The organism is Micromonospora sp. PTRAS2 (genome assembly GCF_054052245.1).
The window spans coordinates 475167-487890 of record NZ_JBSWBU010000003.1; the positions used below are offsets into that span (position 1 = coordinate 475167).

11 protein-coding genes are annotated in these 12724 nt (G+C 74.7%); 2 read left to right on the forward strand and 9 right to left on the reverse strand.

Annotation, left to right across the window (positions count from 1 at the left end):
• Positions 1–263 precede the first annotated feature (263 nt).
• Entirely contained in the window at positions 264–1418 is a 1155-nt protein-coding gene (locus ACVMYR_RS13030) for a class I SAM-dependent methyltransferase (protein ID WP_077938246.1), read from the forward strand.
• A 200-nt stretch (positions 1419–1618) separates the two neighbouring features.
• Here ACVMYR_RS13030 and ACVMYR_RS13035 read toward each other — a convergent pair whose 3' ends face one another.
• Positions 1619–2080 (reverse strand): hypothetical protein, encoded by a 462-nt coding sequence (locus ACVMYR_RS13035; protein WP_457121889.1) that lies wholly within the window; start codon positions 2078–2080, stop codon positions 1619–1621.
• 277 nt (positions 2081–2357) lie between these two features.
• Here ACVMYR_RS13035 and ACVMYR_RS13040 point away from each other — a divergent pair, with 277 nt between their 5' ends.
• Positions 2358–2774: a helix-turn-helix transcriptional regulator gene (locus tag ACVMYR_RS13040; RefSeq protein ID WP_043965390.1), complete on the forward strand. Its 417-nt coding sequence runs from the start codon at positions 2358–2360 to the stop codon at positions 2772–2774.
• A gap of 56 nt (positions 2775–2830) precedes the next feature.
• Here ACVMYR_RS13040 and ACVMYR_RS13045 read toward each other — a convergent pair whose 3' ends face one another.
• The 8 genes from ACVMYR_RS13045 to ACVMYR_RS13080 all read right to left on the reverse strand — a co-directional run bounded on the left by ACVMYR_RS13045 (position 2831) and on the right by ACVMYR_RS13080 (position 12636).
• Entirely contained in the window at positions 2831–3787 is a 957-nt protein-coding gene (locus tag ACVMYR_RS13045; RefSeq protein ID WP_457121890.1) for a hypothetical protein, read from the reverse strand.
• A 148-nt stretch (positions 3788–3935) separates the two neighbouring features.
• Complete coding sequence (locus ACVMYR_RS13050) at positions 3936–6101, reverse strand: DEAD/DEAH box helicase (protein ID WP_457121891.1); 2166 nt, start codon at positions 6099–6101, stop codon at positions 3936–3938.
• 38 nt (positions 6102–6139) lie between these two features.
• Complete coding sequence (locus tag ACVMYR_RS13055) at positions 6140–7255, reverse strand: branched-chain amino acid ABC transporter permease (protein WP_457121892.1); 1116 nt, start codon at positions 7253–7255, stop codon at positions 6140–6142.
• On the reverse strand, positions 7252–8142 hold the full coding sequence (locus ACVMYR_RS13060; protein ID WP_091276581.1) for a branched-chain amino acid ABC transporter permease: 891 nt from the start codon (positions 8140–8142) through the stop codon (positions 7252–7254). The genes ACVMYR_RS13055 and ACVMYR_RS13060 overlap by 4 nt, the downstream gene beginning before the upstream one ends.
• Positions 8139–8870, reverse strand: coding sequence for an ABC transporter ATP-binding protein (locus tag ACVMYR_RS13065; RefSeq protein WP_457121893.1), 732 nt, complete (start codon positions 8868–8870; stop codon positions 8139–8141). The genes ACVMYR_RS13060 and ACVMYR_RS13065 overlap by 4 nt, the downstream gene beginning before the upstream one ends.
• The gene (locus ACVMYR_RS13070; RefSeq protein ID WP_043965379.1) at positions 8867–9610 is read right to left on the reverse strand and encodes an ABC transporter ATP-binding protein; all 744 of its coding nucleotides are present in this window, start codon (positions 9608–9610) and stop codon (positions 8867–8869) included. The genes ACVMYR_RS13065 and ACVMYR_RS13070 overlap by 4 nt, the downstream gene beginning before the upstream one ends.
• Before the next feature lie 3 nt (positions 9611–9613).
• Positions 9614–10819, reverse strand: a complete 1206-nt coding sequence (locus ACVMYR_RS13075; RefSeq protein WP_457121894.1) for a substrate-binding domain-containing protein — start codon at positions 10817–10819, stop codon at positions 9614–9616.
• Positions 10820–11475: 656 nt separating this feature from the next.
• Positions 11476–12636 (reverse strand): glycerophosphodiester phosphodiesterase, encoded by a 1161-nt coding sequence (locus ACVMYR_RS13080; protein ID WP_457121895.1) that lies wholly within the window; start codon positions 12634–12636, stop codon positions 11476–11478.
• Positions 12637–12724 lie beyond the last annotated feature (88 nt).

The following is a 12724-nucleotide window of genomic DNA, read 5'->3' on the forward strand; positions in this document are numbered from 1 at the left end:
CGCCGACATCCCCCGCCCGGTCCCACCGGAGCGGGGGATGTCGCGTTCCGGCGCCGACCGACCGGGCGGGGCGACCCGGCACACCCGGCGTCCCGCCGACCGCCGCCCCACCGACGGATCGCCCGCCGCCCGATATCCCGCCGAGGGATCGGCCCGCTGCCCGTCGATCGCCGCCCGACGTCCCGCCGAGGGATCGCCCCGGTGTCCCGCCGCGGGCCGCCGCCCGCCGCGCCCGGGGGAATCCCGGCGAGGAAGATGGAGAGATGCCCGAACCCCTGGACGCCGCCCTGACCGAGGTCCGGGCCCTGCTGCTCGACCCCGCGCTGACCCGGGCCGTCGCCGCCGGCCGCCGTAAGGGGCACCGCCCCTCGGTGGTCCGCGCCGAGCTGCGCCCCGTCGTCCTCAAGGCGGGCCCGAGGTTGCAGCTCGCCACCTCCGACGGGGCCCGCCCGCACACCCGCAACCTCGCGCCCGGCGCGGAGGCCGGCGCGGCCGTGGACGCCCTGCTGGCCGAGCCGTTCGGCAACTGGCACGTGGAGACGACCGACGTGACGCTCCAGCTCCGTGTGACCAAGTCCGGCGAGGCGCAGGTGCACCGGGCCGCCGCCGCCCGGCCCGCCGCCGAGCCGGCCGGGCACGACCGGGCCAAGGAGTGGCTGCTCGACCCGGGCGACCCGATCTTCGCCGAGATCGGCGGCACGGCGGCGAAGCGCCGGCAGGTGGACGCGTTCCTGCGGGCGCTCGCCGCGACCCTGCCGGACGACCTCGCCGGGCCGCTGCGGGTGGTCGACCTGGGCTGCGGCAACGCGTACCTGACCTTCGCCGCGTACCGGTATCTCACGCAGCGCGGGCTGGACGTGCGGCTGGTCGGCGTCGACGTGCGGGAGGACCAGCGGCAGCGCAACACCGAGCTGGCCGGGCGGCTCGGCTGGGCCGACCGGGTGATCTTCGTGGCGGGTACGATCGCCGACGCGGTGGTCGACCCCGCCCCCGACCTGGTGCTGGCCCTGCACGCGTGCGACACCGCCACCGACGAGGCGCTGGCCCGGGCGGTGCGCTGGGACGCCCGCTGGGTGCTCGCCGCGCCCTGCTGCCACCACGACCTCGCCGCCCAGTTGCGGACCCGGCCGGCTCCGGCCCCGTACGACCTGCTGACCCGGCAGGGCATCCTGCGCGAGCGCTTCGCGGACGTGCTGACCGACTCGCTGCGGGCCGCGCTGCTGCGGCTGCACGGGTACCGGACCGAGGTGGTCGAGTTCGTCGACTCCCGGCACACGCCCCGGAACCTGCTGATCCGGGCGCGCCGGGCGGGCGGGCCGCCGACGGACGGGCAACGGGCGGACTACCGGGCGCTGGTCGACCAGTGGCGGGTGACCCCGCGCCTGGAGACGCTGCTCGCCACGCCGCCGACCGGCTGACCCGGCGCGCCCCCGGGGGCCGCCGAACCCCGGCCCGCACCTGCTCACGGGCCCGGCCCACGCTCGCTATGTCGGGAATATGGCGGGGTCCGACGGGTCGGGATACCGCTATGTCGCCGACATGGAATCGATCAAGCCCAGCGGGCAGGCCGGGCCGGGTCCGCTCTCGCGCCAGCCCGCCCGTTCTCCTGCCGGTCCGCTCAGCGGCGGCGGTCGCCGCTGCCGCCCCGGTCCCGCCCCGGGGGCCGCTCGTTGCCGGCGCTGCGGTCGAAGGCCGAGAACCGGTCTCCGCGCCCCCGGCCACCGGGCCGCTCGGCGTCGGGCGACACCGTCGGGAACGGCACCACCTTGGCCGGGGTCTCCGCGTTTCCGGCGGCGGCGAAGGCGTTCCAGGAGATGTCGACCAGGAGCCGCTTGAGCTCGGCGTGCCGCACCGCCGCGTTGCGCTGCAGGGCCAGGCGCACGCCGAGCACCACGCCGACCAGCGTCGTGGTGACCGCGCCCGCGGCGGCCAGGACGTGCGCCCCGGTCACCCGGTCGACGTGGAGCACCAGGAAGGCGAGCCAGCCCCAGAAGCCGACGGCGAAGACGCCGGCCTTGGCGACGAAGAAGAGACTGACCGCACCCGGACGGTGCGGCACCGGACGGCTCGGCTCGGTCATGCTGCTCCTCATCGGGCGGTCTCGGACGGCCACGGACGGTGGGCGGACGAGCATCGAGCTTAGTTGACGTACGGCAATCACCCGCAGCGACCGATACGCTTCCCGTGGGAACGTTCCCACTCGGCGGGAAAGAACATGAGGGATATTCGCAGGTAGCCGCCCCGGGACGGCACCGATCGGGACGAAGGGGGCGAGCAAACGCTTGCTTCCGCCACCCGTGGGACTACCCTCAGAGGGCACCGCCCGGTGCTCCGGCCCGAAGGAAGACCGCGCAGGAATGGCTTCGCCAGAGGTTTCGCCGCAGATGGCGTTCGCGCGTTTCGTGCGACGCGCCATCGACGACGCCCGCGAGGAACGGGGCTGGACCGTCAGCGACCTGGCGTCGCACACCGGCGTGGGCCGGTCCACCGTCTTCCGCTGGCTCGCCGGCGACTGGCAGGACTACCCCGAGCTGGCTAAGGTGCGCGGCTTCTGCGCCGCACTCGACCTGCCCGTGACGGCGGCCTTCCGGGCCCTCGGGCTGCCCGACTCCGGGCCCGTCCCCCGGCGACGCGGCGACGAGGGGCCGGTCGAGGCCGACGTCCGGGTCATCCTCCAGCGGCTGGCCGACCCGGCCGTGCCGGCCGAGGAGAAGCACCACATCCGCGACCTGCTCCGCTACCTGGCCCGCCGTCCGGTCCGCCGCGCCGGCTGAGCCGCCCCTGCTGAGCCGCGCCGGTTGAGCCACCCCGGCCCCGGCAGGGTCACGGGTCAGGGCACGTTCAGGGTGAACTCGGCCGTCCGCACCACGCCGGCCACCTGGAAGTCGAGGTAGAGCCGGTAACTGCCCGGCCCCGGCACGGTCACCTGGAAGCTCACCCCCGCCGTCGGCGGCCCCGTCTCCGGGTGCACGTGCAGATATCCCAGGTCGCCCTCGCGCAACGCCACCAGGTGCCCGTACGCGCCCAGGTAACGCTCCAGCGGCGCGGCGGCGCCGTCGGCGGCGCGCACCTCGAACCGCAGCGGCCGGGTCACGCCGATCCCGGGCTCGCCGGACCAGCTCACCGCGAAGCCGTCCACGGTGGCGGTGCGGGCCGCCGCCGGCAGCGGCCGGGGAGCGTACTCCCCCGGGACGGCCAGGTCGGTGCCCAACGTCCGGGCACTCTGCCCGCCGTCGTCGGTGACCAGCGTGAAGTCGGCGTACGCCCGCCAGACGCCCGGCTGCGGCAGGGTCAGCGGGACCGACCAGGTGCCGTCCGTCGCCATCGTCGGGTGCAGGTGCTGGTAACCGGTGAGGTCGCGGCGCACCACGATCATGTGCATCGGCTTGTCGTGCACGACCGCGAACCGGGTCACCGGCCGCCCCTGGGCGTCCCGGATCTGGAACCGGAACTCGCCGGCCCGCCCGGCGGCGAGGTCGGCCGCCAGCGGGGCCAGCGTCCAGCCGCCGGAGCTGACCGCGAGGCCGCCGACGCCCGTCGGGTCGCTCCCGTCGGCGGTGCCGCCGTGGTCGTGCGCCCCGGTGCCCGGGGCATGGGTGTGGTCCGCGCCGGCCGGGGTCAGCGCGTAGCCGCCGGCCGCCGGGGGCGGGTTGAGCCGGCCGAGGCCGAACCCGAGCAGGACCGCGAGCACCAGCCCGCCGACGACCAGCGCGAGCCGCAGCGTGCCCCGGTCGACCAGCACCCCGGGCTGCTGCGGCTCCCCGCCGTCGGGAAGCTGATCGGTCATCCGCCCACCGTACCGTCGGGCCCCGCCCAGCCTGGTCAGCGACCGCGCGGCGTGGCCCTGGTCGCAATCCGCCGCGCCCGGGAACTTTTGTTTGCAGGGGCCCCCTGTACAACAGAATGCGTTAACAGGGGGCCCCTGCAAACACGCGTCAGCCGGCGACGGCCAGCGCCAGGGGGAGCACGTCGGGCGCGCCCGCCCGGCGCAGCAGCCGGGCCACCATCGTCAGCGTCCAGCCCGTGTCGACCAGGTCGTCGACGAGCAGCACCGGCCCGTCCAGCCCGGCGAGCGTGTCCGCCAGCCCGTCCGGCAGGGCGAAGGCGTCGTGCAGCGCGCGTACCCGCTGGGCGCTGTTGCCGCGCGGACCGTCCGGGCCGGCGGCACCCGTGGGCACGACCGCGCCGAGCAGCGGCAGCCGGCCCACGGCGGCGATCCGCTCCGCGAGCGAACCGACCAGCTCCGGCCGCCGCCGGGAGCCGACCGCGACCACGCCGACCGGGCGGCGCGGCCACGGGTCGTCGCCGTGCGCCCACGCCTTGAGCACCTCGACGACCGCGCCGGCCACGTCGTCGGGGACCGGCCGGTCCGCCGCGCCGGGGCCGACCAGCTCCCGCAGCCGGCCACCCCAGCCCAGGTCGGACAGCCGCCCCACGGCCCGCCCCGAAAGCGCCTGCTCCGCCGGGGGGATCCGGCCCTTCAGGGGTACGCCCACCGCGTCCAGCCCGGTCGGCCACAGCTTCTTCGGCGGGACGTCCACCCCGGGGCGGCCCAGGAAGCCCTGGGCCGAGCCCAGCGCCGGCGAAGACACGTCGGCGGTGAACAGCGGGCCCGCGCACCGGTCGCACCGGCCGCAGTCGCCCGCCCCGGCGTCGTCGAGGCACTCCCGCAGGTACCGCAGGCGGCAGCCGGGCGTCGTCGCGTACTCGCGCATGGCCTGCTGCTCGGCGGTGCGCGCCTGGGCGACGCGGCGCAACCGGGCCTCGTCGTAGACCCAGGGCTCGCCCGTGGCAAGCCAGCCGCCACGCACCCGGCGCACCGCGCCGTCCACGTCGAGGACCTTGAGCATCAGTTCGAGGCGGGCCCGGCGCAGGTCGACGATCGGTTCGAGCGCCTGGGTGGACAGCGGCCGGTCGGTGTGCAGGGCGGCCAGCACGGCGCGCACCTGCTCCTCGGCCGGGAACGCCAGCGAGGCGAAGTAGCGCCAGATGGCCGCGTCCTCGGCACCGGGCAGCAGCAGCACCTCGGCGTGTTCGACGGCGCGGCCGGCGCGGCCGACCTGCTGGTAGTACGCGATCGGCGACGGCGGCGCGCCCAGGTGCACCACGAAGCCGAGGTCGGGCTTGTCGAAGCCCATGCCCAGCGCGCTCGTCGCGACCAGCGCCTTGATCTTGTTGTCGAGCAGGTCCTGCTCGGCGGCCCGCCGGTCGGCGTCCTCGGCCTGCCCCGTGTACGAGGCGACCGGGTAGCCCCGGGAGCGCAGGAACTCGGCGGTCTCGCCGGCCGCCGCCACGGTCAGCGTGTAGATGATCCCGGAGCCGGGCAGTTGGTCCAGGTGATCGGCGAGCCAGCCGAGCCGGTGCGCGGGGCTGGGCAGGTCGAGCACCCCCAGGCGCAGCGACTCCCGGTCCAGCGTGCCGCGCAGCACGAGCGCGTCGCCGAGCTGCTCGGCGACGTCGGCGGTGACGCGGGCGTTCGCGGTGGCCGTGGTGGCGAGCACCGGCGTACGCTCCGGCAGGTTCGCCAGGAACGTGCGCAGCCGCCGGTAGTCGGGCCGGAAGTCGTGCCCCCAGTCGGAGACGCAGTGCGCCTCGTCGACGACGAGCAGCCCGGTCGTCGCCGCCAGCTGAGGCAGCACCGCGTCCCGGAAGTCGGGGTTGTTGAGCCGCTCGGGGCTGATCAGCAGCACGTCCACCGCGCCGTCGTGGATCTCCGCGGTGATCGCGTCCCACTCGTCGAGGTTGGCCGAGTTGATGGTGCGGGCCCGGATGCCGGCGCGGGCGGCGGCCTCGACCTGGTTGCGCATCAGCGCCAGCAACGGCGACACGATCACCGTCGGCCCGACGACGGCGGCTCCGGAGTCGGCGGGCTTCGAGTCGGCGGGTGGGCCCTCCCCGTCGCGGTCCCGCAGGAGGGCGGTGGCCACGAAGTAGACGGCCGACTTGCCCCACCCGGTGCGCTGCACGCAGAGCACCCGACGCCGGTCCACCACCAGCGCCTCGATGGCCCGCCACTGGTCCTCCCGCAGCCGGGCGTGGTCGCCGGCCAGCCGACGCAGCACCGCCTCGGCCCGTTCCCGCACCTGTCCCTGCTGATCCACCCCCCATTCCTACCAGCCCCGGCCCCCCGCCCCGTCGGTCAAGGGGTGCGGCGGGCGGGCAGGTGGCGGGCCAGCGGGCCGAGGCGGGTGCGGAGGCTGGCCAGGCCACCGGGGAAGAAGTAGACGGCCAGGATGAACACCGTGCCCAGCACGAACAGCGGCTGGCTCAGGGGGCGGCTCAGGAACGCCGGCAGCGACTCCACCGCGTCGCTGCTGCCGAACGCGGTGAGCCGGTGGTCCAGGTACATGTAGCCGACGCCGCCGAGCACCGGCCCCCAGCGGGTGCCGGGGCCGCCGAGCACCACCATCACCAGCAGCGACAGGGTCAGCTCGCTGGAGGTGATGTGCGGCGACGCGCCGCCGACGATCAGGCAGTAGACGACTCCCCCGCCCGCCGCGAGCCCGCCGGCCAGGGTGAACGCGACCAGCTTGAACCGGTACGGGTCGAGCCCGAGCACGCCGATGCGCCGCTCGTCGTCGCGCAGGCCGGCGAGCACCCGCCCCGTCGGCGACCCGGACACCCGGTGCACGACGAACACCACCAGGGCCAGGTACGCCAGCGCCAGCCAGTACAGGTTGACGGTGTTGGCCACCCCGACCAGCCCGGCGGGCAGCCCCGACACGTCCAGCGGCAGCCCCTCCTCGCCGCCGGTGAGCCCGCCGAAGTCCCGGGCCACCAGGATCGCCCCGACCTGCGCGAAGGCGAGGGTGACCATGGCGAACGCGATCCCGGCCGTACGCAGCGCCACCGCGCCGAGCAGCCCGGCGAGGATCGTCCCGCCGACGATCGTGAGCAGCGCGGCCTCCCACAGCGGCAGCCCGGCCCGGGTGACCAGGATGTCGGTGCCGTACACGCCGGCGGCGAAGTAGAGGGCGTGCCCGAAGGACAGCATCCCGGTGCGCCCGAACAGCAGGTCGTAGCCGGCGGCGAGGCCGCCGAAGACGAGGCAGACGGCGAGCAGTTGCAGGGTGCCGGGCGAGTTCAGCGGCCCCTCGAAGATCCCGGGCAGCTCCAGCGTCGAGTACGGCAGGACCGCCGCCACGGCCAGCGCCACCAGCGGCAGGTACGGCCGCAGCCCGTGCCAGCCCCGCCGGTGCGGGGTCAGCTCGTCCGGCACCCGCGCCGGGGGCGCCTCGACCATCGAGTCGGTCATGCGTGAGCCACCTTTCCGGCGATGCCCTGGGGGCGCAGCAGCAGCACCACGGCCAGCAGCGCGACGACGCACAGGTCGCCGACGCCGGACGCGCCGTAGTAGTTGACGAACTGTTGCAGCAGGCCGACGGCGACGGCCGCGTACGCGGAGCCGACGACGGAGCCCATGCCGCCGATCACCACCACGATGAACGCGAAGATCAGCAGCGAGCCGCCCTGGCCGGGCGAGACGGTGCCGAAGTAGACGCCGCCGAGCGCGCCGGCCAGCGCGGCGGCGGCCCCGCCGATGGCGAAGACCAGGGTGAACGCCTTGCGCACGTCGATGCCCAGCGCGGTGACCATCTCCCGGTTCTCCACGCCGGCCCGGATGATCAGCCCGTACCGGGTCCAGCGCAGGAACGCCAGCAGCGCCCCCAGCACCACGGCGGCGGCGACGATCAGCAGCAGCCCGCCGTTGGGCACCTGCGCGCCGAGGATCCCGGTGACCTGCCGGGTCCAGGCGGGGCGGGGGAACGGCCGGGCGTCCGCGCCCCAGGTGGCCTGGAGCAGCGCCACCCCGGCCAGCGACAGGCCGACGGTGACGAGCACCTGCTCGATGGTGCGCGAGTACAGCGGCCGGATCAGCACCAGCTCGACGAGCACGGCGACGACCGTGCCGGCGGCCACCCCGAAGGCGACGGCGAGCACGAAGCCGAGCCCCTCGCCGCCGGCACCGGGCAGGTTGCCCGCCGCCCACCACGTCCCGTACGCGCCGACGCCGAGGAACAGCCCGTGGGCGAAGTTGAGCACGTCGGCGAGGCCGAAGACCAGCGACAGCCCGGACGCGACGAGGAAGTAGAGCGCCGCCAGGCCGAGCCCGGTCAGCGTCAGCAGCACGATCGTGTTCACGCCCGCACCTCCCCCGAGCCCACGCCCAGCAGGGAGCGGGTCAGCTCCGCCGAGCCCAGCAGCTCGCCCGCACCGCCGGCCCAGGCGACCCGGCCGGCGGAGAGCACCACCGCGTCGGTGGCGAGCCGGCGCACCACGGCGAGGTTCTGCTCGACCAGCAGCACCGGCACCGTCTCGGCGACGCGTTCCAGCACCTCGGCCACCTCGGTCACCACCTTCGGCGCCAACCCCTTGGTCGGCTCGTCGACCAGCAGCAGCCGGTTGTCGTTGAGCAGCACCCGGCCGATCGCGAGCATCTGCTGCTGCCCGCCGGAGAGCGAGCCGGCCCGTTGCCGTCCGCGCCGGTCCAGCTCCGGGAAGAGCGCGAAGACCCGGTCGTACGCCGGGGTGGTGGCCCGCCGCTCGGCGAGCCGCAGGTTCTCGGCGACGGTGAGCCCGGCGAACACGTCGCGGTCCTCCGGCACATAGCCGAGCCCGGCGCGGACGAGCCGGTGGGTGGGGCGGTCGAGCAGGTCCCGCCCGCCCATCCGCACGGTGCCGCGCGCCTCGCCGCCCCGGGGCGTCAACCCGAGGACGGCGCGCAGGGTGGTGGTCTTGCCGACGCCGTTGCGCCCGAGCAGCACGGTCACGCCGGTCGGCGCGACGGTGAACGACACCCCCTGGAGGATGTGCAGCCCGGCGATGCGCACCGACAGGTCCGCGACGGTCAGGACCGGTTCGCCCGTCACAGTGCCTCCCCCAGGTACGCCTCCTGGACGGTGGCGTCGGCCATCACGGTCTCCGGGGTGTCGCAGGCCAGCAGCGCGCCGTGGTGCATCACGGCGATCCGGTCGGCCAGTTCGAGGATCACGTCCATGTGGTGTTCCACCATGAGCACGGACCGGCCGCTGTCGCCGGTCAGCGACCGGATCACCGCGACCAGCTCGGGCACGTCCTCGGCGCTGACGCCGGCCATCGGCTCGTCGAGCAGCATCACCCGGGGCTCCCCGGCGAGCAGCAGGGCGATCTCCAGCTTGCGCTTCTCGCCGTGGGCGAGGGTGCCGGCGAGCGCCGTACCCCGGTGGTGCAGGCCGACCCGGTCGAGCGCCGCGTCGGCGGCGGCGGCCACCCCCCGGTCGGCCGCCGCCCGCCGCCACAGCTTCATCGAGCCACCCCGGTGCGCCTGTACGGCGAGCCGCACGTTCTCCCGCACGGTCAGCGACCCGAACACCGACGACGACTGGAACGTACGCCCCAGCCCGCGCCGGGCCCGCCGGTGCGGCGGGAGGGCGGTGACGTCCTCGCCGTCGAGCAGCACCTGGCCGGCCGTCGGCGGGCGCAGGCCGGTGATCAGGTTGAACAGGGAGGTCTTGCCGGCGCCGTTCGGCCCGATCACGCCGAGGAACTCGCCGGGCGCCAGGTCGAGGTGCACGCCGTCGACGATGGCGACCTCACCGATGCGCCAGGTCAGGGCGCGGGTGGCGAGCACGGGTCAGCCCTTCATCTGGCCGACCGGCGGCGCGGTCTCGTCGCCGGTCAGGCTCTTCTGCGCGGTCGCCGTGTACGCGCTGCCGCTGCCGGCCAGCTTCGCCTGGAACATCGGCTGGAGCAGGGCGTGGTCCTCGGCGCGGATCGTCATGGTGCCCTTGACGCCCTCGAAGCTCCAGCCCTCCAGGCCGGCGATCATCTTGTCCACGTCGTCGCCGCCCTGCTCGACCGCGCGCACGACCATCTGGGCGGCGGCGAAGCCGTCGGGGTGGAACAGGTCGAGGGTGCCGCCGGGGACCTTCGCCTTGGCGGCCTTCGCGGCCTCGGTGTCGGCGGCCCCGTCGAACCAGTGCGACAGGAAGGAGATCTTGGCACCGGCCGCACCGAACGTGGGCCAGGACGCGCGGATGTCCAGCCCGGTCACCACCGTGGTCGAGGAGAGCACGCCCTGCTGGTCGAGGGTCTGCCACATGGCGGGGGCGGTGGTGCCGGCCCAGGCGACGAAGAGCAGGTCGGGCTTCGCAGACCTGATCTGGCTGGCGAACGGGGTGAACTCGGTGGCGCTGGCCGGCGCGCGGACGCTGCTCACCGTGGCCCCGGCACCGCCGATGACGGCCTTGACGGCGGCCTCGTTGGCGTCGCCGAACGCGCCGTCCTGGGCGAACACGACGACCTTCTTGCCGGTCGGGTCGCCGATGAACGACTTCGCGGTCACCACGTCCTGGTAGGACTGCCGTCCCGAGCGGAACGTGTACCGGTTCGCCCCGGTCACGGCGTCGGTGGCGGCCGGGCCGGAGATGAACAGGACCTTGTTCTGGGCGGCGATCGGGGCCACCTGGAGGGCCACGCCCGACGACGTCGAGCCGGCGATGATCTTCGTGCCCTTGCCGATCAGGTCCTTGGCCGCCGACACCGCCTTCGCCGGGTCGCCCGCGTCGTCGACCTCGGTGACCTCGATCGCCCGGTCGCCGACCTTGCCGGTGCCCCTGGTGGCGAAGTCGAGCCCGGCCCGGAACCCCTCGATGTACTGCTTGCCGTAGCTGGCCAGCGCTCCCGACTGGGAGTAGACCAGGCCGACCTTCACCGGGGCGGCACCGTCGCCGCCGCCGGAGGCGGTGTCCTGCGGGCTGCCACAGGCCGTGGCGGCGAGCGCCGCGGCCATCATCGTGGCGGCGGAGAGGAACACCCGCCGCGTCGTCCGGACCGTCATTTCGACTCCACGTGAGGACTCGGAGAAAGTTAACGTCATGTGTCGGATCACGCTAGAAGTGACGTCACCCACGAGCCATGTGGCGGAAACACACAAGTACCGATGAATGGGTGGCCCGCCCGGACAGTCACGCGATGGCAGCACGACCGCCCCGCACGTGCCGGGGGCCGATCGCCACGCCGGCAACCGGCCGGTGTGTCGCCTCCCGCCACCGCCACCGCCACCCGCCATCTGCCGGCTGCCGGCTGCCGGCGGTCGGCGGTCGGCGGTGATCGACTCCATGTCGGGGAAATGGGCGTGTCCTGCCTCGCCGATACCCCCACCTGCCCGACATGACGGGGCTGCGCCTGGGCTCGGGCCCCTGTTCTCGCCGGCTAGGGAGCTGATGTCGCAGATGACTCGGCACCGAGCCGGAGCTGCTCGACCCGGGTCGGACAGGTCTGCTGCACCGGCAGGTGACAGGTGTGGTCACGCGGCCTGACCAGCCTACGCTCGGAACGTGACGGTGCGGGCCCGATCCACTTACGACATCAGCTCCCTAGTCGGCAGAACAGGGGGCCGCACCGCCAGCCGCAGCGCACCCGGCCAGCGCGGCACGCCCAACCAGCGCGGCCCGCCCCCGGCGGAGGGGGCGGGCCGCGTTCGTGCGAGTTCGGTCAGTGGCGGGGCAGGCCGGCGCGGGCGGCGACGGCGGTGTCCGGCTGGTCGGCGAAGACACCGTCCAGGCCGAGGCCGTAGAACAGCTCGTACTCGGCGGTGATGTCGCCGCGGGCGTTCGGGTCGGCGCCGATGCGGAAGTCGGCCGGGAGGAACTGGTTCTCGGCCCGGAACGTCCAGGCGTGCACCACCAGCTTGAGCCGGTGGGCGTCCCGGATCAGGGCGGTGGGGGCGAGCAGCTTGCCGGCGGCGTCCCGGGGGACGATGAGGTTCTTGTTCGCGCCGACGCCGTCGGCGTACCCGGCGATCCACTTGAGGCCGGAGGCGGTGGCCAGGTCGGCGTAGGTGCGGGGGTCACCGTCGAGGGTGAAGTCGTAGGGGCGGCCCGACGCGTCGAGGAGCTGGGCCAGCTTCACGTCGGTCAGCTTGTCCAGCTTGCGAAGGTTGGCCGTCTCGAACGACTGGATGATCACCGGGTCGCTGCGGTGGGTGAGCTTGTTCGCCTTGAGCACGGCGACGAGGCGCTCCTCCAAAGGCAGCCCGATCGAGGCGAAGTAGCTCGGGTGCTTGGTCTCGGGGTAGACGCCGATCGTGCGGCCCCGGGCCTTGCTCTCGGTGCGGGCCAGGTCGATGACCTCCTGGAGGGTGGGCACCGGGAGCTTGCCGTCGAACGCGGTGTTGGCGACCCGCACCTGGGGCAGCCGCTCCTTGGCCCGCAGCGTCCTCAGCTCGGCGAGGGTGAAGTCCTCGGTGAACCAGCCGGTCACCGACACCCCGTCGATGGTCTTGGTGGCCTTGCGGGCGGCGAACTCGGGGTGGGCCGCCACGTCGGTCGTACCGGAGATCTCGTTCTCGTGCCGGGCGACGAGCTGGCCGTCCTTCGTCGGGACCAGGTCCGGCTCGATGTAGTCGGCGCCCATCCGGATCGCCAGCCGGTACGCCTCCAGGGTGTGCTCGGGCCGGTAGCCGCTCGCGCCCCGGTGGCCGATGACCAGCGGCCGGTCGGCGGCCCGGGACCGGTCCGCGGCGGCCGGCGGGGCGGCGTCCGGGGCGGTACCGGGGGCGGCCTCCGGCTTCGCCGAGGCGCTCATGGCCGGCACCGCCACGGCCGCCGCGAGCAGCGCGCCGGCCAGGCCGAGGGCGGAAAGGGTACGTCGCAACGCCGTCTCCTGTCGTCGAGGGATCGCGCCCAGCAGACCGGGGCGGGTTGACGGACAGATGGCCGTTTCGGCACCGACGGTCGGCGGG

Coding starts and splice junctions, on each gene's coding strand:
- ACVMYR_RS13055 (WP_457121892.1), bottom strand. CDS start 7,255: ATGACCGACTCGATGGTCGAGGCGCCCCCGGCGCGGGTGCCGGACGAG.
- ACVMYR_RS13075 (WP_457121894.1), bottom strand. CDS start 10,819: ATGACGGTCCGGACGACGCGGCGGGTGTTCCTCTCCGCCGCCACGATG.
- ACVMYR_RS13035 (WP_457121889.1), bottom strand. CDS start 2,080: ATGACCGAGCCGAGCCGTCCGGTGCCGCACCGTCCGGGTGCGGTCAGT.
- ACVMYR_RS13030 (WP_077938246.1), top strand. CDS start 264: ATGCCCGAACCCCTGGACGCCGCCCTGACCGAGGTCCGGGCCCTGCTG.
- ACVMYR_RS13040 (WP_043965390.1), top strand. CDS start 2,358: ATGGCTTCGCCAGAGGTTTCGCCGCAGATGGCGTTCGCGCGTTTCGTG.
- ACVMYR_RS13045 (WP_457121890.1), bottom strand. CDS start 3,787: ATGACCGATCAGCTTCCCGACGGCGGGGAGCCGCAGCAGCCCGGGGTG.